20 protein-coding genes are annotated in these 18,626 nt (G+C 71.4%); 7 read left to right on the forward strand and 13 right to left on the reverse strand.

Annotated elements, in window-relative coordinates; translation table 11 throughout:
- Positions 1–34 precede the first annotated feature (34 nt).
- Positions 35–1,009: a zinc-binding dehydrogenase gene (locus Q2K21_RS33890; RefSeq protein ID WP_310779335.1), complete on the reverse strand. Its 975-nt coding sequence runs from the start codon at positions 1,007–1,009 to the stop codon at positions 35–37.
- Between the two features lie 136 nt (positions 1,010–1,145).
- On the opposite strand from Q2K21_RS33890, the gene Q2K21_RS33895 reads away from it, so the two are divergent.
- The 3 genes from Q2K21_RS33895 (at position 1,146) to Q2K21_RS33905 (ending at position 3,020) form a co-directional block, all read left to right on the forward strand.
- Positions 1,146–1,820: a pentapeptide repeat-containing protein gene (locus Q2K21_RS33895; protein ID WP_310779338.1), complete on the forward strand. Its 675-nt coding sequence runs from the start codon at positions 1,146–1,148 to the stop codon at positions 1,818–1,820.
- 200 nt (positions 1,821–2,020) lie between these two features.
- Complete coding sequence (locus Q2K21_RS33900; protein WP_310779341.1) at positions 2,021–2,203, forward strand: hypothetical protein; 183 nt, start codon at positions 2,021–2,023, stop codon at positions 2,201–2,203.
- 61 nt (positions 2,204–2,264) lie between these two features.
- The gene (locus Q2K21_RS33905) at positions 2,265–3,020 is read left to right on the forward strand and encodes a PP2C family protein-serine/threonine phosphatase (RefSeq protein ID WP_310779344.1); all 756 of its coding nucleotides are present in this window, start codon (positions 2,265–2,267) and stop codon (positions 3,018–3,020) included.
- Positions 3,021–3,090: 70 nt separating this feature from the next.
- Here the strand turns inward: Q2K21_RS33905 and Q2K21_RS33910 are convergent, their stop codons facing one another.
- The 3 genes from Q2K21_RS33910 to Q2K21_RS33920 all read right to left on the reverse strand — a co-directional run bounded on the left by Q2K21_RS33910 (position 3,091) and on the right by Q2K21_RS33920 (position 5,740).
- Positions 3,091–3,570: a GNAT family N-acetyltransferase gene (locus tag Q2K21_RS33910; protein ID WP_310779347.1), complete on the reverse strand. Its 480-nt coding sequence runs from the start codon at positions 3,568–3,570 to the stop codon at positions 3,091–3,093.
- Positions 3,571–3,669: 99 nt separating this feature from the next.
- Positions 3,670–5,076 carry an NAD(P)/FAD-dependent oxidoreductase gene (locus tag Q2K21_RS33915; RefSeq protein ID WP_310779350.1) on the reverse strand — a complete coding sequence of 469 codons (1,407 nt, stop codon included), beginning with the start codon at positions 5,074–5,076 and terminating at the stop codon, positions 3,670–3,672.
- Positions 5,077–5,086: 10 nt separating this feature from the next.
- Positions 5,087–5,740: a rhomboid-like protein gene (locus Q2K21_RS33920; protein WP_310779354.1), complete on the reverse strand. Its 654-nt coding sequence runs from the start codon at positions 5,738–5,740 to the stop codon at positions 5,087–5,089.
- Positions 5,741–5,762: 22 nt separating this feature from the next.
- Here Q2K21_RS33920 and Q2K21_RS33925 point away from each other — a divergent pair, with 22 nt between their 5' ends.
- The 3 genes from Q2K21_RS33925 to Q2K21_RS33935 all read left to right on the forward strand — a co-directional run bounded on the left by Q2K21_RS33925 (position 5,763) and on the right by Q2K21_RS33935 (position 9,259).
- Positions 5,763–6,653, forward strand: coding sequence for an aminoglycoside phosphotransferase family protein (locus tag Q2K21_RS33925; protein WP_386275907.1), 891 nt, complete (start codon positions 5,763–5,765; stop codon positions 6,651–6,653).
- 456 nt (positions 6,654–7,109) lie between these two features.
- Positions 7,110–8,168, forward strand: a complete 1,059-nt coding sequence (locus tag Q2K21_RS33930) for a right-handed parallel beta-helix repeat-containing protein (protein ID WP_310779361.1) — start codon at positions 7,110–7,112, stop codon at positions 8,166–8,168.
- A 62-nt stretch (positions 8,169–8,230) separates the two neighbouring features.
- Complete coding sequence (locus tag Q2K21_RS33935; RefSeq protein WP_310779364.1) at positions 8,231–9,259, forward strand: methyltransferase; 1,029 nt, start codon at positions 8,231–8,233, stop codon at positions 9,257–9,259.
- A 140-nt stretch (positions 9,260–9,399) separates the two neighbouring features.
- Here Q2K21_RS33935 and Q2K21_RS33940 read toward each other — a convergent pair whose 3' ends face one another.
- The 7 genes from Q2K21_RS33940 to Q2K21_RS33970 form a co-directional block, all read right to left on the reverse strand.
- Positions 9,400–9,732 carry a TcmI family type II polyketide cyclase gene (locus tag Q2K21_RS33940; protein ID WP_310779367.1) on the reverse strand — a complete coding sequence of 111 codons (333 nt, stop codon included), beginning with the start codon at positions 9,730–9,732 and terminating at the stop codon, positions 9,400–9,402.
- A gap of 20 nt (positions 9,733–9,752) precedes the next feature.
- Positions 9,753–10,232 (reverse strand): SRPBCC family protein, encoded by a 480-nt coding sequence (locus Q2K21_RS33945; RefSeq protein ID WP_310779371.1) that lies wholly within the window; start codon positions 10,230–10,232, stop codon positions 9,753–9,755.
- A gap of 1 nt (position 10,233) precedes the next feature.
- Entirely contained in the window at positions 10,234–10,491 is a 258-nt protein-coding gene (locus tag Q2K21_RS33950; RefSeq protein WP_310779372.1) for an acyl carrier protein, read from the reverse strand.
- A gap of 116 nt (positions 10,492–10,607) precedes the next feature.
- Positions 10,608–11,852, reverse strand: coding sequence for a beta-ketoacyl synthase N-terminal-like domain-containing protein (locus Q2K21_RS33955; RefSeq protein WP_310779374.1), 1,245 nt, complete (start codon positions 11,850–11,852; stop codon positions 10,608–10,610).
- Positions 11,849–13,117, reverse strand: coding sequence for a beta-ketoacyl-[acyl-carrier-protein] synthase family protein (locus Q2K21_RS33960; RefSeq protein ID WP_310779377.1), 1,269 nt, complete (start codon positions 13,115–13,117; stop codon positions 11,849–11,851). Before Q2K21_RS33960 ends, Q2K21_RS33955 begins: the two co-directional genes overlap by 4 nt.
- Complete coding sequence (locus Q2K21_RS33965; protein ID WP_310779380.1) at positions 13,114–13,581, reverse strand: cupin domain-containing protein; 468 nt, start codon at positions 13,579–13,581, stop codon at positions 13,114–13,116. Before Q2K21_RS33965 ends, Q2K21_RS33960 begins: the two co-directional genes overlap by 4 nt.
- 105 nt (positions 13,582–13,686) lie before the next feature.
- Positions 13,687–14,847, reverse strand: coding sequence for a SchA/CurD-like domain-containing protein (locus Q2K21_RS33970; RefSeq protein ID WP_310779384.1), 1,161 nt, complete (start codon positions 14,845–14,847; stop codon positions 13,687–13,689).
- A 218-nt stretch (positions 14,848–15,065) separates the two neighbouring features.
- On the opposite strand from Q2K21_RS33970, the gene Q2K21_RS33975 reads away from it, so the two are divergent.
- Entirely contained in the window at positions 15,066–16,730 is a 1,665-nt protein-coding gene (locus Q2K21_RS33975) for an FAD-dependent oxidoreductase (RefSeq protein WP_310779387.1), read from the forward strand.
- Positions 16,731–16,801: 71 nt separating this feature from the next.
- Here the strand turns inward: Q2K21_RS33975 and Q2K21_RS33980 are convergent, their stop codons facing one another.
- The gene (locus tag Q2K21_RS33980; RefSeq protein ID WP_310779391.1) at positions 16,802–17,251 is read right to left on the reverse strand and encodes a hypothetical protein; all 450 of its coding nucleotides are present in this window, start codon (positions 17,249–17,251) and stop codon (positions 16,802–16,804) included.
- Positions 17,252–17,304: 53 nt separating this feature from the next.
- Positions 17,305–18,564 carry a phage baseplate protein gene (locus Q2K21_RS33985; RefSeq protein WP_310779394.1) on the reverse strand — a complete coding sequence of 420 codons (1,260 nt, stop codon included), beginning with the start codon at positions 18,562–18,564 and terminating at the stop codon, positions 17,305–17,307.
- Positions 18,565–18,626 lie beyond the last annotated feature (62 nt).

The raw sequence follows: 18,626 nt of genomic DNA on the forward strand, positions 1-18,626 counted from the left end.
CGACCACTCACGGCACTCACGGCACTCACGGCACTCACGGCTCCAGTACGACCTTCCCGACCGTGCCCCGGTTCTCCAGGGCCCGGTGGGCCGCGGCAGCCTCCGCGAGCGGGAAACGCTGAACGGCCGGTGTGAGGCGGCCCGCCGCCGCCTCGGCGAGGGCGCGCAGCTCCAGCGTGCGCACGGGGTCGGGTCCGCCCGCCTTCCGCATCATCGCGGGGCCGAGCACCTGCTCGGAGACGCCCTCGACGAGGTACGCCTCCCCGTCCCGGATCCCCTCGGCGGACCATCCGAAGACGAGGTGCTTGCCGCCGGGCGCCAGCAGACCGACGGCCGTACGCGCCACGGCCCCGCCCACACCGTCGAAGACGACGGTGGCCCTGCCCCGGTACTCGTCGAGGCGGGCCGCCCAGTCCGGGTCCGTGTAGTCGAGGGCGAGGTCGGCGCCGTTCTCCCGCACCCGCGCGGCCTTCTCCTCCCCGCCCGCCAGCCCGATCACCGTCGCGCCCGCATGCCGGGCGTACTGCACGAGGAGGGTGCCGATGCCGCCCGCGGCCGCGGGGATCAGGGCCACGGAGCCGGGGCCGAGGTCGGCGAACTGCACGATCCCCATCGTCGTACGGCCCGTGCCGATCATGGCCACGGCCTGCGCGTCATCCAGGCCGGCAGGGATCTCGTGGAGGCGGTCGACGCCCGTGACGGCGAGTTCGGCGTAGCCGCCCGGCGCGAAACCGAGGTGGGCGACGACCCGCTTGCCCAGCCAGAGTCCGTCGACGCCCTCGCCGAGCGACTCGACCACGCCCGCGACCTCGCGGCCGGGGATGGTGGGCAGGCGGGTCGGTTCGGGTGCCGGGCCCTGCATCCCCTCGCGCAGGGCGGCGTCCAGGAGGTGTACGCCGGCCGCGGTGACGGCGATACGGACCTGGCCCGGGCCCGGCTCCGGGTCCTCGACCTTCTCGTAGGTCAGGTTCTCGGCCGGGCCGAAGGCGTGGAGGCGGATCGCGTGCATGGGCGGGCTCCTTGTACCGGCAGACGCTGTCAGGAGACCCACTGTTCAACCTCAAGCATGCTTGAGGTCAAGACGGCGCCGGCCGAGGGCGACTGCTGCCCGGCGGATTGTCAGTGGCCGGGTGCAGCATGGGGGCATGGTGCGGAGGAATCGGGTGGTGAAGTCAGCTCGGCGGCCGGAGGTGCGGTTGCCGGAGCTGGTGGCTTGGCCGGACGGGGAGTTGGCGCCCGACGGGGACTACGACGGGCTGGAGTTCCGGGACGCGGACTTCGCCGGGCAGGACGGCGGGGGCGCCCGGTTCATGGACTGCGCGTTGACGGGCTGCGCGCTGGACGAGACGCAGCTGCACCACGCACGCGTGCTGGACTCCGTCCTGACGGGCATACGGGGCGTGGGCACGGACCTCGCCGAGGCGAGCCTGCGCGACGTGGAAGTGGTGGACGCCCGGCTCGGTGGGGTGCAGCTGCACGGCGCGGTGCTGGAGCGGGTGCTGATCCGGGGCGGCAAGATCGACTACCTGAACCTGCGCAAGGCGCGGCTCAAGGACGTCGTCTTCGAGGGCTGCGTCCTGGTCGAGCCGGACTTCGGGGGCGCCCGGCTGGAGCGGGTGGAGTTCGTGGACTGCGTTCTGAAGGGTGCGGACCTCACGGCGGCGACGCTGGTGGACGTGGACCTGCGTCGTGCGGCGGAGCTGGACATCACACGCGGAGTCGACCGCCTCTCCGGCGCGGTGATCAGCCACGCCCAGCTCCTGGACCTGGCTCCGGTGCTGGCCGCGGAGATGGGGGTGCGGGTGGCGGAGGCGGACTGACGAGGTGGACTGACGAGGCCGGCTGACGGAGATGCCGGGCAACGCGTACGTACGCCGCACGACAGTGCGCACGCCGCACGACAGTGCGCACGCCGCACGACACGGGCGTACGCCGCATGACAGTGCGTACGCCGCGGCTCGTCTCGCCATGGCACTCGTCGAGGGGGACCATGGATGTGGACCCACGAAGGAGGCCCGCCATGAAATCCGGAGCCTCGGATTACGACTCGCTGTACGCACAGACCCCGTCGCAGGCCGAAGGCGAACGCGACGAGCCGAGCGAGCGCAGTGCCATGGAGCAGCACCCGGACGTACCCCGCACGGAGCCGTCCCAGGCGGAGGGCGAGCGGCGCGAGGACGACCAGGCCCCGCGTCGCCGCTGATCACTGATGACGGACCGACGCCGCCCCCGCCCGGGTCGGCGGCGGGAGGCGGTGGCCCTCGGTGACGTATGTAGCTGTCAGCGCGCTCAGCCATCCTGGGCTGTTGCGGGACAAGAACGAGGACAGTCTCGTCGCCGGGCCGTGGACGCTGTGCGCCACCGTCACCGAGAGCCCGCAGACGCTGGTCTTCCCTCTGGGTACGCCGCTGGTCGTCGCGGTCGCCGACGGGCTCGGCGGCCATCCCGGGGGCGAGGTGGCGAGCGCGCTGGTGGTGCGGCGGCTCGCGTCGATCGGGCCGGTACTGAGTACGGAGGACGCCGTCCGCGACGCCGTGAACTCCTGCAACCGGACCGTCCACGCGGCAGCCGGGGGCAAGGACGAAGACGGCGGCGGTCTCGCCCTGATGGGCACCACCGTCGCGGGTGCCGTCGTGCTGCCCGCGTCGCTGCTGGTCTTCAACGTGGGCGACAGCCGGGTCTTCGCGGCGCCCCGGGGCGGGGTACGGCAGGTGAGCGTGGACGACAGCCCACCACTGGCGCCCGGGCAGCGCACCACCTCGCTGGTCACGCAGTGCCTCGGGGGCACCCCGCACTACCGTGCCGTCACGCCGCATGTGACGGCCACACCGTTGTCGCCGGGCGACAGGTATCTCGTCTGTACCGACGGCCTCACGGATCCGGTGCCGGAGGAGACGATCGACGGAGTGCTGCGGGAGTACGACGACGGACGGGCCGCCTTCGAGCTGTGGAAGGCGGCCATCACCGCGGGCGGGCCCGACAACATCACACTCGCCGTCGTACGCGTCGCCGACGACTGAGCGCTCCGCCGGAAGTCCGTGTGCCACCTGTGGCGGAGCCGCACAGGGACTCCCGCCCGCCGCCCTGGCGTCAGGCTCCCGCCCGCCCCAGCTTCGCCAGCGCCCCGTCCGTCAGCCGGTACACCGTCCACTCGTCCTGCGGGCGGGCGCCCAGCGCCTCGTAGAAGTCGATCGACGGGCGGTTCCAGTTCAGGACCGACCACTCCAGGCGCTCGTAGCCGCGTTCGACGCAGATGCGGGCCAGTTCGGTGAGCAGGGCCTTGCCGTGTCCGGAACCACGGGCCTCCGGGCGGACGTAGAGGTCCTCCAGGTAGATGCCGTGCACGCCGCGCCAGGTGGAGAAGTTCAGAAACCACAGGGCGAAACCGACGACCTCGCCCCCGTCCTCCTCCGCGATGTGCGCGAACGCCGCCGGGCGCTCGCCGAACAGCGCCTCGCTCAGCTGCTCCGGCGTGGCCCGCGCCTCGTCCGGTGCCTTCTCGTAGTCGGCCAGTTCGCGGATCAGGGTGTGGATGACGGGGACGTCGGCGCGGGTCGCGGTGCGGATCATGGGCGCAGTGTCACACACACGGGGCGGGACCCAGAAGGCCCCGGCCCACCCCTTGGGACGCGACCGCTCCCGCTCGACTCCGCCTGGCCGCAGGGCCCCTCAGTGCCGCCCCGCCACCCGGTCCGCGATCTGCGCCAGCTTCGACGACTGGGCGCTGTGCGTGGTCAGTTCGCGGCGGTCCGCCGTGCGGTACGTGGCGTACATCCCGTGCACGCCGAGCCAGCGCAGCGGCTCGGGTTCCCATTTGCGCACCCGGTGGTTGACCCACGGGAGCCCGGTCAACTCGGTGGCGCCCGACTGACCCGAATCCTGCTGGACCAGGTCGCGGAGCGTGCGCGCGGCGAGGTTCGTGGTGGCGACGCCCGAGCCGACGTAACCGCCCGCCCAGCCCAGGCCCGTCGAGCGGTCCAGGGTGACCGTGGCGCACCAGTCGCGCGGCACGCCGAGCACCCCCGACCAGGCGTGGGTGACCTTCAGCCCGGCGAGCTGCGGGAAGAAGCGGACCAGGATCTCGTGCAGCGCCTCGATGGTGGCGGGTTGGGTGCGGCCGTCGTTGTCCGTACGCGAGCCGAAGCGGTACGGGATCCCGCGGCCGCCGAGCGCGATGCGGCCGTCGGCGGTGCGCTGTGCGTACATGTACGCGTGCGCCATGTCGCCCAGCGTCTCGCGCCCCTCCCAGCCGATCTCCGCCCACTGCTCGTCGGTCAGCGGCTCGGTCGCGATCATCGAGGAGTTCATGGGGAGCCAGGTGCGCTTCTGGCCCTTGAGCGAGGCCGTGAAACCCTCCGTGCAGCGCAGGATGTACGGCGCGCGGACCGTTCCGTACGGCGTCACCGCGTGCTTCGGGCGGATCTCCGTGACCGGGGTCTTCTCATGGATCGTCACACCGAGCGCCTCGACGGCCGCGGCGAGGCCCTTGACCAGTTTCACCGGGTGCAGCCGCGCCCCGTGCGGGGTCCAGGTCGAGCCGACCGTGTCCGCGATCCGGATCCGCTCGCCGGTCTCGCGGGCGCCGTACAGCTCGCGGTCCTTCTCGCCGTACGACAGTTCGTGCTCGTGGAACGCCTTCAGCCGGGCCAGTTGCGCGGGCGTGTACGCCACCTCCAGGACGCCGCCGGCGTGCACGTCCGCGTCGATGCCCGCCTCCTCGGTGACCCGTACGACCTCGGCGACCGTCTCGTTCATCGCCTTCTGCAGACGTACGGCGGCCTCGTGGCCGTGCAGCTTCGCGTACCGGTCACGGCCCGCGATGCCGTTGTAGAGCCAGCCGCCGTTGCGCCCGGAGGCGCCGTAGCCGCAGAACTTCTGCTCCAGCACGGTGATGCGCAGGAAGGGCGCCGTCTTCTTCAGGTAGTACGCGGTCCACAGACCGGTGTAGCCGCCGCCGACGATCACCACGTCGGCGGACGCGTCCCCGGCGAGGGGCTCACGCGGGGTGGGAAGGCCGTCGTCCGCGTACCAGAAGGAGATGCCGCCGTTGACGACGCCGCTCACTGCGCTGCTCATGCGCCGGACGTTAACTCCTGAGGGCGGCCAGTGTCTCCTTCGGATTCCATGGTTTTCCGCGGCCCCGGGTCAGCGGACAGCAGGCGAGACCGATCAGCACGGCGATGAAATGCCCGAAATCGGTGAAGGTGGGCGAGGCGGCCAGGGGGATGGCGAAGACGAGCAGGACGGCCGCCAGATACGCGTAACGCCAGGGCACGGCGATCCGGTACGTGAGCACACCGATCACCCCGGCCAGCGCGTAACTCACCCCGATGTCGAGCCTGTTGACCGCGGAGAACGGTGCGAGACCGTCGTGGATCGCGCGCAGCAGCGCGCCCTCGCTGACGAGCGTGGCCAGCACATGCGCGGCGGCGCAGACGGCCAGCCAGCGCACGGTGCCCAGCCAGCGCTCCGCCTGCGCGTGGAAGACCGTGTAGAGCACGGCGTACGGCAGCCAGCGCCCGCCGGCTGTCCACATCGCGCTGGTGATGAACGCGCGCAGGGGGTTGGACGACAGTTCGTGGATGTTGGTCGACCGCCGGCGCAGGAAGTTCTGCTCGAACTCCGGCGACATGTGGTGCAGGGCGACGGTGGTGACGAACAGGATCAGCAGCCAGACGTAGGTCCCCGGGGCGCTGCGGACGTATGCCGCCGCCGCCCCGAGGGCGCCCTTTAACCGCATGACCCGGTTCACACACGCAAGTATGGTCGGGGAGATGATCGACGTGCCTGGTGAGCTGGTCGCTTCACAGGAGAGATTCAACGGGGACGCGGGGCGGGCGTTCGTCGCGGACCTGCCGCGGCGGGCGGCGGAGTTCCTGGAGCGGTGGCGGCTACGGGTGGACGGACCGCCGATGTACGGCATGTGCGCGCTGGTCCTGCCGGTGGTGCGGGCCGCCGGGACGCCGGCCGTGCTCAAGCTCCAGTTCCTTGACGAGGAGAGCGCGGGTGAACCGGTCGCGCTGCGCGTCTGGGACGGCGACGGGGCCGTACGGCTGCTGGAGTACGACGCCGTCACGGGCAGCCTGCTGCTGGAACGCCTCGACGAGACCCGCATGCTGACGTACGTCCCCGACTCCCGGGCGGCCGCCCTGGTCATCGCCCGGCTGCTGGCCCGGCTGACGTCCGTACCGGCACCGGAGGGAATGCGGCGGCTCGGCGACATCGCGCAGGCGATGCTGGACGAGGCCCCGCGGGCGCTGGAGCGGATCCCCGGCCCGGCGGACCGCCGTCTGCTCGCGGACTGCGCGGCCGCCGTGCGCGAGGTGGTCTCCGAGCCCGGTGACCGCCTCCTGCACTGGGACCTGCACTACGACAACGTCCTGGCCGCCGACCGGGAGCCCTGGCTCGCCATCGATCCGAAGCCGCTCGCGGGCGACCCCGGCTTCGAACTCTTCCCGGCCCTGGACAACCGCTTCGAGCCGGACGACATCGTCTGGCGCTTCGACGCCATGACCGAGGTCCTGGGCCTGGAGCGGGAACGGGCCCGGGCCTGGACCCTGGGCCGCGTCCTCCAGAACTCCCTCTGGGCAACCAAGGCCGGCCGCCCCCTGCCACCGGACCACCTGGAAATCGCCCGCAGCCTGCGGGGTTGACCACAGGCTGCGACGGACAGCCGCGGGCAGCCGCGCGCCGCATGGACAACCACACGCCGCAGCGGACAGCCACACACCACACGACCGACCACACACCACAGGCCTCCCGGCAGGCAGCCCCACACCACACGAATGGCCGCAGGCACACGCCAGGCCGGGGCCGACAGGCCGGGGCCGACAGGCCGGGGCCGGGGCCGACAGGCCGGGGCCGGGGCCGGGGCCGATGGCCGACAAGGCGCACGCCGCACGCCGCACAGACACGCGCGTGCCGCGCCAGTTGCCCCTGCCCGCCCTCCCGAACCGGGCGCAGGGGCGGGTCGTGTCTCCGTCGCCCCGGTCGCACCCCCACCAAACCACCCCGGTCGGACACCCAATCGGCGGTCGGTGTGGGTAAGACACGCCGCCGGATGGCCGATCCGGCCTTTCAACGGGTCATCCGGTCATAGCGTACAGAATATGACGAACCGCCATATTGCCTACCTCGCGTGCACCGCGGCGCTCGCCGGGTGCGGGCTCGGCGCCGCCTCGCCCGACACGGCTCCGACGACCCGCCTCGTGCGTCCGGGTGACTCGATCCAGAAGGCGGTGGACGCCGCGAAGCCGGGAGACACCGTCCTCCTCACCGCCGGCACCTTCCGTCAGAGCGTTCGGGTGACCACCTCCGGGCTGACCCTGCGCGGCATGGGCCGCAGCACCGTGATCGCGCCGGCCGACAAACCGGGCTCGAACGCCTGCGCGCGGGCCGGCAACGGGATCTGCGTGGAAGGGGTGAAAGGCCGTCCCGTCGAGGACACCACCGTCACCTCACTGACCCTGTCCGGCTTCACCAAGAACGGCCTGTGGTCGTCACGGACCGAGCGACTGACCGTCCGGGGGGTGACCGCCGAGAAGAACCATGTGTGGGGCATCGCGCAGGAACGATCCACCCGCGGCGTGTTCCTGGACAACATCGCCCGGAACAACGGTGACGCCGGCCTGTTCCTCGCCAACACGGTCAACGCCGAGGAAGGAGCCATCGACACCCACGGAGCGGTGATCGCACGGAACCGCCTGGAGGGCAACCGGATCGGAATCACCGTCAGACGCCTCAGAAACCTCACCGTCGCGACCAACGACATCACCACGAACTGCGCGGGCGTCTTCGTCGTCGGTGACGAGAACTCCCCGCGGGCCGGGGCCATGACCGTGAGCGACAACCTCATTCGCAAGAACAACAAGTCCTGTCCGAAGACCGCTCGGCTGCCCGCCCTCCAGGGCTCCGGAATCGTCCTGACCGGCGCCGAGAGCACGCTGGTGACGCGGAACCTGGTCCAGGACAACGCGGGCAAGTCCCCGCTGTCGGGCGGCGTCGTGCTCTTCAAGAGCATCGTGGGCGCCCCGAGCGACCGGAACCAGATCAGCGGCAACACGCTGCTGCGCAACGCCCCGGCGGACCTCGTCAACGCGGACACCGGAAAGGGCAACACCTTCCTGGGCAATTCCTGCCGGGCCTCCAAGCCCGCGGGACTGTGCTGACCGCCCGGCTGAACGACCGAGGACCCAGAGGACCCAGAGGAACCGGAAAGGAAAGGCGGCACATGACGACCGCAACCCCTGCCCCACCGCCGTCCATGCGGCTGCGGGAGCTCGCCTTCGGGGCGGCGTGCGCCGCCGCCCTCCGCGCGGCCGCCCGGCTGGGTGTCGCCGACGCACTGGGGGACAGACCCATGAGCGTGGAGGACCTCGCGGCCGCGGTGAAGACCGAGCCCAAGCCGCTGCGGCGGCTGCTGCGGGCCCTGTCCTGCTACGGCGTCTTCACCGAACACGAGGACGGCACCGTCGCGCACACCGAGATGTCCCGGCTGCTGCGCGAGAACGACCCGAACAGCCTGCGCTACATCTCGCTGTGGTGCACCGAGCCCTGGACCTGGAACGCCTGGCCGAAACTGGACGAGGCGGTGCGCACCGGCCGCAACGTCGTCCAGGACCTGTACGGCAAGGAGTTCTTCGACTACCTGAACGAGGACGCCCCGGAGTCGGCCGACGTCTTCAACCGCGCCATGACCACCTCCAGCGAGCAGTCGGCCCGGGACGTCGCCGAGCTGCTCGACCTGTCGGGGAGTTCGTCGGTCGCGGACATCGGCGGCGGCCAGGGGCATGTGGTGGCAAGTCTGCTGGAGAAGTACCCGTCGATGCGGGGCACCCTGCTCGATCTGCCCCGCGTGGTGGAGAGGGCCGATCCACGGCTGCGCCCGGGAGGGGCGCTCGCGGACCGGGTCACCATCGTGCCCGGTGACTGCCGCGTGGCCATCCCGGTCCGGGCCGACGCGTACATCATCAAGAACATCCTGGAGTGGGACGACGACAGCACCGCCAGAACGCTGCGCAACGTCATCGAGGCGGGCGGGCCCAAGGCGCGGGTCGTGGTCATCGAGAACCTCGTCGACGACACCCCATCGATGAGGTTCAGCACGGCCATGGACCTGCTGCTGCTCCTCAACGTGGGCGGGGCGAAGCACACCACCGAGAGCATGGTCAGCAGGCTCACCGGCGCGGGCCTGATCGTCGACGAGATCCGCCCGGTCAACCCGTACCTGCACGCGTTCGACTGCACCGTCCCGGCATGACCCGTCGCCACCGGGCCGGCCGGGCCGCTTCATCCGTTCGCCTCCGGCGCGCGCCGGCCCGCGGCCCACGCCCGCACAGGCCACCGGTCGCCGGGTCCGCGTCCACCGCGGGCCCGGCGACCGGTGGCCGCGTGGGCGGTTCAGGCGGTGCCGTCCCGCTCCCAGCGGTAGAAGCACTGCGCCATCGCGTCCTTCGGGGAGCGCCAGGTCGCGGGGTCGTACGCGCTGACGTACGCCGAGAGCCGCTCGCTGATGTCCTTGAAGGCGGGGTGCCCGGCCACCTTGGCGATGGCGGGGCCGGGCTCCCGCTCGGATTCGATGAGGTGCATGTACACGTCGCCGAACTGGAAAAGGCTGCGCCGGGCGACCCCGACGAGGTGCGGCAGTTCTCCCCGGTCGGACTCCTCGAACAGCTTGGCGATGTCCGGGGCCGACCCCGGGGCCATACGGGCGACGATCAGTTCCTGGTGCATGGGCCTGTCCTCGGTCCGGTTCAGTCCGTCAGGGCCGGCGCGGGCCGGTGCTCGGTGGCGGCCTTCTCGATCCGGTCCCGGATCAGGGCCATCTGGACCTTGGAGTTGCGGTTGATGTTGTCGGTCATCCAGGCGTCGTCGACCGGTGCGTCCGGCTTCATCTCGAAGTCCTGTGTCCACACCATCCGGGTGCCTTCGCGGACCTCCTCGTACCGCCATCGGATGTTCATGTACGCGAAGGGTCCGGGCTCGACGCGGCGGGCCTTGACGCTGAGCGTGTCGCGGTCCGTCTCCCGTTCCGAGACCCAGCTCCACACCGTGCCGTTCTCGTCGGGGTGCATGGTCAGCCGGAAGGTCGTCCGGTTCCCCTCGCGGGACAGGATGTCGACGGACGCGTACTCGCTGAACAGCCGCGGCCAGTTCTCCAGGTCGTTGGTCATGTCCCAGACGAGGTCCACCGGCGCGGCGATGGTGATGGCGTTCTCCGTGTGTCCGGCCATGTCAGGCTCCTGCCATAAGGGTGGTGTTGACGAGGGCGAGGAACTGTCGGGGCGTCTTGCAACGCTCCGCATCGGGCGGCATCGGCGTGCCGTGCCGGTTCTCCAGCTCGCCCACGATGCCGAGCAGGCCGAGCGAGTCGATGCCAAGGGCGTCGAAGCCGGAGTCGTACCGTTGCTGCAGTTCCTGCGGGGCGACGGTGACTCCGGCGGCCTTCTTCATGAGCTCGGCCAGTTCTTCCACGGTGATTCGGTCACTCATGCGGTTCCTCTCCTTTGCTCCAGGGCGGCCTCGCTGTGAGGCGTCGCTCTATCGGTCGTTCGCCTTTGGGGCGCGCCGCATCGACATGCCCCTGCCGGGGCGTGGCCGGCTCCGACTCACTCAGCGGCGCCGCGCCGCAGCACGAGCGCCGTGTTCGACCCCATGAGTCCCCGGCTGAGGACCAGCGCCGTGCGCAGCTCGGCGGCGCGGGCGCGGCCGGTCACCAGGTCGAGGTCATGGCAGATGTCGACGACGTTGGGGGTGGGCGGGATCATGCCGTGCTCCATCGCGAGCACCGCCGCCGCGACGTCCAGCACGGGCGCCGCGCAGTAGCCGCGGCCTATGCCCGTCTTGGGCGCCGTGACGGGCACGCGCCTGCCGTGCCGGCCCAGCGCGTCGGCGATCGCCAGCGCCTCGGCGCGGTCCGCTTCGGGGACGCCGAGGGCGTCGGCGAAGACGACGTCGATCTCCTCGGGGGCGCAGCCGGCCTCGTCCAGGGCGCCGCCGATCGCGTGGGTGAGGCCCTCCCGGGAGTCCTCCCAGCGGGAGGCCCCGGTGAACGTCGCCGCGTGTCCGGCGAGGGTGGCCCGGACGCGGGTGCCCCGGTCACGGGCCGCGGCCTCCTCCTCCACCACGAGCATGGCGCCGCCCTCGGCGGGCACGAACCCGCAGGCGTCCGCGGTGAAGGGACGGTAGGCGCGCGCGGGATCCTCGGCGGTGCTGAGCTCCTCGTAGCCGAGCTGGCAGACCACCGAGTAGGGGGCCAGGGGTGCCTCGGTCGAGCCGGCCACGATCATGTCGGTGCCGCGCCCGACGGCCCGCGCGGCGTGCGCGAGGGCGTCCAGGCCGCCGGCCTCGTCGGCGGCGACGACCGAGCAGGGACCCTTGAACCCGCGGCGGATGGAGATCTGTCCGGTGCTGGCCGCGTAGAACCAGGCGATGGACTGGTACGGACCGACGAAACGGCTCCCCTTCCCCCACAGCCGCTGCAACTCCCGCTGCCCGAACGCACCGCCGCCGGAGCCGGCCGCGGTGACCACGCCCAGGGAGAACGGCGAGCTGGCGATGTCGGCCTGGCCGAGCCGGGCGTCCTCCAGGGCGAGGTCGGCCGCGGCCATCGCGAAGTGCGTGAACCGGTCGGTCTGGACGAGGTAGCGCTCCTCGACCGCCGACGACGGCTCGAAGGAGCGGACCTCGCCGGCCACCCGCAGCGGCAGGTGCTCACAGCCTTCGCGAGTGACCTGGTCCAGGATGCTTATGCCCTCCAGGGTGGACTTCCAGAAGGTGTCGATGCTCGTTCCGTTGGGCGCGACGACGCCGATTCCGGTGACGGCGGCGCGCCGGACGTGGGGTGCGCTCATGGTGTCCTCTCCCTCGGCCGGGTCAGGATCACCGCGGACTGGAAGCCGCCGAACCCGCTGCCCACGGAGAGCACGCTGTTCAGCTTCCGCTCGCGGGCGACGCGTGGCACGTAGTCCAGGTCGCACTCGGGGTCGGGGGTCTCGTAGTTCGCGGTCGGCGGTACCACCTGATGGGCCATGGCCAGCACACAGGCCACGACCTCGATCGCCCCGATCGCGCCCAGGGAGTGGCCCACCATGGACTTGATGGAGCTCATGGGCGTGTCGTAGGCGTGGTGGCCCAGGGCCCGTTTCACCGCGGCGGTCTCGTGGCGGTCGTTCTGCCGGGTGCCCGAGCCGTGCGCGTTGACGTAGTCGATCGCCGAGCCGTCGAGGCGGGCGTGGTCGAGCGCCACCTCGATCGACCGGGCCATCTCCAGGCCCTCACTGGTGAGACCGGTCATGTGGTAGGCGTTGCCGAAGGTGGCGTAGCCGCCGATCTCGCAGTACACGTGCGCGCCCCGGGCCCGGGCGTGCTCCAGTTCCTCCAGGACGAGCACCGCGCCGCCCTCGCCCATGACGAACCCGTCACGGTTGTTGTCGAAGGGGCGGGAGGCGTGCGCGGGGTCGTCGTTGTTCGGGGAGGTCGCCTTGATCGCGTCGAAGCAGGCCATGGTGATCGGTGAGATCGGCGAGTCCGACGCGCCCGCCACGCAGATGTCGGCCCGGCCCTCCTCGACGGTGTGGAAGGCGTACCCGACCGCGTCGAGGCCCGAGGTGCAGCCCGTGGAGACGGTCTGCACCGGCCCGCGGGCCCCGAAGCGCTCCGCCACCATCGAGGCGAGCGTGCTGGGCGAGAACGCGCGGTGCAGATGCGGGCCCGCCTCGCGATGGTCCACGTCCCAGCGCTGCCCGCCGTGGCTGACCAGGACGTAGTCGTGCTCCAGACGGGTGGTGCCGCCGACCGCGGTGCCCAGGGAGACCCCCATCCGCCAGGGATCCTCCCGGGCGACGTCGAGGCCGGCGTCCCGTACGGCTTCCTCGGCCGCGACCAGCGCGAACTGGATGTACCGGTCGGCGCGTTCGATCTGCTCCGGGTCCAGTCCGTGAGCCGCCGCGTCGAAGTCGCACTCGGCGGCGATCCGCGAGCGGAGGCCGGTCGGGTCGAAGAAGGTGATGCCCCGCGTCGCGGTACGGCCGTTGGCGAGCAGATCCCAGAACGCCGGAACGCCGATGCCGCCCGGCGCCACGACGCCTATGCCGGTGACCGCCACGCGCCGGGTCATGAACGGACCTGACCTCGGTCGGCCGGGCGGGCACCGCCCGCCTCGGCTCCTTCCGCGCTCACCGCGACCGCGACGGCATCGGTCTCCTCGGTGTCGACGTGGCCGAGCTGCGGGCGCGGGGCCAGCGGGCCCAGGTGGAAGACGATACGGGCCTCCTCGTCACCCACGTTGCGGAAGCGGTGCCGCATATAGGCGGGGATCATGAGCCCCTGCTCGGGCCGCAGCGGGTGCGGGTCGCCGTCCAGGTCCACCTCCAGCTTCCCGCAGACGACGTACACGAACTCCTCGGAGTACGGGTGGTAGTGCTCGCCGATGCGGTCGCCGGGCTGCACGATGGCCACGCCCATGAAACCGCTGGTGGAGCCGACCGTGGCGGGGGTGAGCATGGCCCGCAGATCGCCTCCGCGCCTGCGGTTGGGATCGATCTCGCTGAGATCCACGATTCTGGGACGGGGTTTGATCACGTCGTTCCTCCGATGGTGGCTTGCGTCGACATGGGGGCGTGGCCGCCGCGGGCTGCGGAACGGGCTCGTGCGCCCCCGGGGCGCGCCCCAGCCAGTGGATGCCGGTCAGGCGTCGGGCGACCGGCGGTCGGTGATGAGTTCCATGCGGGCGAGCCTGAGGAAGCGCGCGGGGTCGCCGCTCTTCAGCGCAGAGCCGTCCGCACCGACGGCGGCGCCGTCGAGGAGGGTCGTCAGCTCGGCCGCCTGCGCGGGGTCCTGGAGGCCGAGGGACAGGACGGGGTCGGCGTCGAGACCGCCCCGGACGTCGATCAGCCGCACCACGACGTCGTCGCGCTGGAAGATCGTGCTGCTGCAGACCGGGCTGCGCGGGTCGTCCGCCGCCGCCTCGTCCTGTTCGGCGAGCAGCCGGGCGAGCCGCATGCCGCAGCCCGGGCGGGCCGGGTAGTACAGCGCGTGCCGCTCCGCCTCCGGGCACTCCTGAGCCGCCGTCACATGGTGGACGGCGGGCAGCGCCGCCCGGGTGAAGAAGACCCGAGCGGACTCCTGGTCGCCCAGGTCCCGCTCCTGCTCCAGGTACGGGTTGATGGCCTCCTCGACGGCCCGTACCTCGGGCTGCCGGGCGACGTGGCGCAGCGCGGCGAGCAGGTCGCCGCGCACCTCGATGGCCCGCACGACCCGGTTGCCGTGCATGAACAGGGTGGTGCGGCACAGCCGCGTCGTGTCGTCGACCCGTGCCTCGGGCGAGGCGTAGTCGGCGAGGATCTTCGCGACGGTCTGCTCGCTGCCCGGCCTGACCGTGAAGGTGAGCGCGTGGCGGATCACGCCGTCACCGATCCGGGGAGACGTCTGGAGCCTGCGCTGCGCGGACTCGGCGGCGGCCGAGGCCTCGCCGCCCGTCTCGCGGACGACATGGAACCGCAGCGACCTGGTGTCGCGGACACAGCTGTGCAGCGGCTGCACCATCCGCACATGCTCTTCGCTGTTCACCCAGGCGAGGAAGGGCGGGGCGCTCTCCCACTCACTGGTGATCAGCCATTGAGACGGATTCTCGATCGACTGGCAGAGCTGGTCGCTGACATGTCCGGGAACGGACGCGACCTGATTGCACAGCTGTTCGTACGCTTCCAGGAACTGCTGCTGGGCTCCGTCATAGACGTCCACCAGAAGGACGACACGGAGCCTGGAGCCGTCGAACACGGACTGGGAGACCCGTTTCGACACCTGTCGCGCCACCGGTTCTGAAACACGTTCAGACGTTGTGGTCATCCTGCGCACATCTCCTTCGCGGTCATTCGCGGGGGCAGAGGTCAACGTCGGCCGCGGGTGACGCGACGTCAGCGTTCCTCGATCGTGTGCCGGTCGCAGGAAGCGCGCGACTCGTATGAACCACGCGGGTGATTGGGCCCGCGGACCCGCTCCCAGAGGGCATGGAAACTCCAGCGCGCCCCACACCCGCAGCTCTACCTCAGCCTCTGGAGGCATCGATGCACGAAGAAGCCGACCACCGGGTTCCGGTGCTCATCGTCGGCGGCTCCCTGGTGGGCCTGTCCATGTCCCTGTTCCTGGGCCGTCACGGCGTACGGCACACCCTCGTCGAGCGGCACGCGGGAACCTCCGTCCACCCGCGCGGACGCGGCAACAACGTGCGAACGATGGAGCTGTTCCGGGTGGCCGGCATCGAGCCGGACATCAAGACGGCGGCCTCGCTCCTGGCGGACAACCACGGCATCCTGCAGACCCCGACGCTCGTCGGCGACGCCGGCGAGTGGCTGTTCAAACACATCGACCCGGGCGGGGGACTCGCGAAGTTCAGCCCGACCGCCTGGTGCCTGTGCAGCCAGAACGACCTCGAACCGGTGCTCCTGGAGGGCGCACGGCGACTCGGCGGCGACCTCAGGTACGGCCAGGAGATGGTGTCCTTCGAACAGGACCCCGAAGGAGTGACCGCGGTCGTACGGGACCGGGCCACCGGGGCGGACCACACCATCCGCGCGGACTACCTCGTGGCGGCCGACGGACCGCGCAGCCCCGTCCGCGACCGGCTGGGCATCGGGCAGACCGGCCCCGGCGACCTGTTCGCCAACGTGAGCGTCACCTTCCGCTCCAAGCTGCTCGCCGACGCGGTCGGCGACCGGCGCTTCATCTGCTGCTACCTCACCGATCCCGAGGCCGACGGCGCCCTGCTGCCCGTCGACAACAAGGAGAACTGGGTCTTCCACGCCCCTTGGCACCCGGAACGGGGCGAAACACTGGACGAGTTCACCGAGGAACGGTGCGAGCGGCACATCCGCCGGGCCACCGGTGTCCCGGACCTCGACGTGGAGATCACCGGCAAGGCGTCGTGGCGCGCGGCGGAGCGTGTGGCCGACCGGTACGCGGCGGGCCGGGTGTTCCTCGCCGGGGACTCCGCCCACGAGATGTCCCCGACCGGGGCGTTCGGCTCGAACACCGGCATCCAGGACGCCCACAACCTGGCCTGGAAGCTGGCCGCGGTGCTGGACGGCTGGGCCGGGCCCGGCCTTCTGGAGACCTACGACACCGAGCGCCGGCCGGTGGCGCTGGCCACCAGTGCCCGCGCCTCGGCCCGCTCGGTGGAACACAGCCACCCCGGCTTCGCCCCGGCCCCCGGCACGGCCCCGGCGGGCAAGCAGGGCGGCATTCTCAACGTCGTCCTCGGCCACCGCTACCCGCAGGGCGCCGTCGTGGGCGCCGACCCGGCCGTGCCGGTGGTGCCCGAGGCGTTCCGGCTGACCGGCGAGCCGGGAAGCCGGGCCCCGCACATGTGGCTGCGCCGCTCCGGTGACCTGGTCTCCACACTCGACCTGTACGAACGCTCCATGGTGCTGCTCAGCGACGCCCGGGGAACGGCCGGGTGGCAGGACGCGGCCCGCCGTATCGCCGACCGCGACGCGGTACGGCTCGACGCGTACCGGATCGGCACGGGCCCCGACGCCGAGCTGACCTACGACGGGACGGCAGGCGGCGACGGGCACCCGGCGGCCGACTGGGCGCAGGTCCACGGCACGACCACCGACGGGGCGGTCCTGGTGCGGCCGGACGGGTTCGTCGCGTGGCGGGCACCGGGAGCCGTGGCGGATCCGGAGGCGACGTTGCGGGAGGTCCTGGCGACGGTCCTCGGGCCGGCCTGAGCCCGCTCACCCGATGGGGGGTGCCGGGTGGTTCCGGCTTCCGGGGTCCGGAGCCACCCTGGACGGAATGACTAGCGCCAGATCGTCTGGATGGAGTCGAACTGGACCCAGGTGATCGGGTTACCGGTGTTGGCGCCGTAGATGGTCACGGAGCCGGCGGTGTTCACCTCGAAGCGGCAGGCGTTGATGCCCTGGCTGTTGTTCCGGGGGGTCGTGGCGCGGACGTACCAGGTGGGCAGGCCTATGGACGCCGGCAGCGTGGCGATCTTGGTGTCGGCGCTGAGGCTGCAGGTGATCGCGCCGCGGGCCTGGAGGAAGGTGGTGCCGAGGATGGTGACGGTGCGGACCTGCGGGGTCGCACCGGCCTGCGGGGTGATGCCGGGCTCCAGCACCAGATCGGCCCACGCGGTGGCGTCGACGGCCGCGGCAGCCGCGGGGGTGGCGGTGGCGACGCTGCCGACGGCGACAGCGGCGGGCAGGCCGAGAGCGGCACCGAGGATGCTACGGCGGTTGTAGGACATGGTCGTTGGTCTCCTTGACGAGGCCGTGTGCGGAATGGCGGAGGGTGGCGGCTTCAGCGCCAGACGGCGCTGAAGTTGTCGAGCTGCGCCCAGGTGATGGCGTTGGTGGAGGTCCCGCCGTACAGGCGCAGCTGGCGGTCGGTGCCGGCCTCGGCCCGGGCGACGCAGTAGCCGCCGCTGTTGTTGCGCGGGACGTTGCAGCGGGTCTCCATGCTCGGGGACAGCGTGTCGGGCAGTGTGCCGATGACCGCGTCGGCGTTGAAAGTGCCCTTGATCCCGCCGCTGAGCTGGAGCGTCGTGACGCCGCTGACACTGATGAGCCGCCCCTTGGGGGCGTTCTGGTCGACGCTGACACCGGAGGCGAGGGGAATCGTCTGCCAGTCGGTGAGCACCTTGACGCCGTCGACCTCGGCTGCCCCGGAGAGCGACACGATGGTGCAGGTGCGCGGCCCGGGATCCTCACAGGCGAAACCGAAGTGGAGGTACGGCACGCCGCCCACCACTTCCACGGTCATGCCCTCGGGCTCGCGGTACTCGAGACCCGGCGCGGCGGTGATGAACTGCTGGTCCAGGATGTTCCCGGTGGCCCACTCGACGGCCCTGATGTAGGTGTTGCCCGGCGGCGGACTGAGGGTGGCGTTATCCCCGGTGAGCAGGTACAGGACGCCGCTGTCGGACGCGTATCCCTGGAACGTCCCCAGGCCCGTGGGCTGGGCGATGCGCTGGAGAGGCTCGAAGACGCCCGTCGCCGCCTTCGCCAGGTCGTACCGCTCGAAGTACGTCGTGCTGTTGACGGTGAAGCGCACGATGAGCTCGTTGGCGCTCCGGTCGATGGTGGGGGTGACGAAGAGAGCGCCCGTCGCGGGGGTGTACGGCGTGGCGTGCAGGGAGGACCCGTAGTCCAGGACCGTCCCGGACCGGAAGTCGAAGTTGGTGATGGCGGTGCCGAAGCCCTCGTTCTTGCTGTTGGGCGTGGACGCGGTCTCGGTCCACAGGCGGACGACGCCGCTGCGGTTCTCGACGCCGATGTTGACGCCGTGGCCGAATCCCCGCAGATACATGTAACCGACGATCGCGCCCGACCGGTTCAGGCGGGTCACGCACATGTCGCCGTGGGCGTTCCGGTCGTCGTAGGCGACGGGCCCGGACTCACCGGTGAGGGTCAGGCCCCCCTCCATCAACTGGAGCACAAAGATGTCGCCGGACACCGGGTCGATGCCGAACGACTGCATCACGGTGCTGTTCTTGAGCGGGCGCCGGTGGAGCAGCTTGCCCACCGGTCCCGCGATGTCTATCTGTCCTGCAACGGTCACGCGACGCCGCTCCTTCTCGCACGTTCCTGTGCTGTCATGTTCGGGGCGGCGCAAGTGTCGCA

The organism is Streptomyces sp. CGMCC 4.7035, from assembly GCF_031583065.1.
Taxonomy (GTDB): domain Bacteria; phylum Actinomycetota; class Actinomycetes; order Streptomycetales; family Streptomycetaceae; genus Streptomyces; species Streptomyces yaanensis.

Bases quoted from the DNA above. Each gene is read 5' to 3' on its own strand.
- Q2K21_RS33890 (WP_310779335.1), bottom strand. From the start codon at position 1,009: ATGCACGCGATCCGCCTCCACGCCTTCGGCCCGGCCGAGAACCTGACC.
- Q2K21_RS33895 (WP_310779338.1), top strand. From the start codon at position 1,146: ATGGTGCGGAGGAATCGGGTGGTGAAGTCAGCTCGGCGGCCGGAGGTG.
- Q2K21_RS33900 (WP_310779341.1), top strand. From the start codon at position 2,021: ATGAAATCCGGAGCCTCGGATTACGACTCGCTGTACGCACAGACCCCG.
- Q2K21_RS33910 (WP_310779347.1), bottom strand. From the start codon at position 3,570: ATGATCCGCACCGCGACCCGCGCCGACGTCCCCGTCATCCACACCCTG.
- Q2K21_RS33915 (WP_310779350.1), bottom strand. From the start codon at position 5,076: ATGAGCAGCGCAGTGAGCGGCGTCGTCAACGGCGGCATCTCCTTCTGG.
- Q2K21_RS33920 (WP_310779354.1), bottom strand. From the start codon at position 5,740: ATGCGGTTAAAGGGCGCCCTCGGGGCGGCGGCGGCATACGTCCGCAGC.
- Q2K21_RS33925 (WP_386275907.1), top strand. From the start codon at position 5,763: ATGGTCGGGGAGATGATCGACGTGCCTGGTGAGCTGGTCGCTTCACAG.
- Q2K21_RS33930 (WP_310779361.1), top strand. From the start codon at position 7,110: ATGACGAACCGCCATATTGCCTACCTCGCGTGCACCGCGGCGCTCGCC.
- Q2K21_RS33935 (WP_310779364.1), top strand. From the start codon at position 8,231: ATGACGACCGCAACCCCTGCCCCACCGCCGTCCATGCGGCTGCGGGAG.
- Q2K21_RS33940 (WP_310779367.1), bottom strand. From the start codon at position 9,732: ATGCACCAGGAACTGATCGTCGCCCGTATGGCCCCGGGGTCGGCCCCG.
- Q2K21_RS33945 (WP_310779371.1), bottom strand. From the start codon at position 10,232: ATGGCCGGACACACGGAGAACGCCATCACCATCGCCGCGCCGGTGGAC.
- Q2K21_RS33950 (WP_310779372.1), bottom strand. From the start codon at position 10,491: ATGAGTGACCGAATCACCGTGGAAGAACTGGCCGAGCTCATGAAGAAG.
- Q2K21_RS33955 (WP_310779374.1), bottom strand. From the start codon at position 11,852: ATGAGCGCACCCCACGTCCGGCGCGCCGCCGTCACCGGAATCGGCGTC.
- Q2K21_RS33960 (WP_310779377.1), bottom strand. From the start codon at position 13,117: ATGACCCGGCGCGTGGCGGTCACCGGCATAGGCGTCGTGGCGCCGGGC.
- Q2K21_RS33970 (WP_310779384.1), bottom strand. From the start codon at position 14,847: ATGACCACAACGTCTGAACGTGTTTCAGAACCGGTGGCGCGACAGGTG.
- Q2K21_RS33975 (WP_310779387.1), top strand. From the start codon at position 15,066: ATGCACGAAGAAGCCGACCACCGGGTTCCGGTGCTCATCGTCGGCGGC.
- Q2K21_RS33980 (WP_310779391.1), bottom strand. From the start codon at position 17,251: ATGTCCTACAACCGCCGTAGCATCCTCGGTGCCGCTCTCGGCCTGCCC.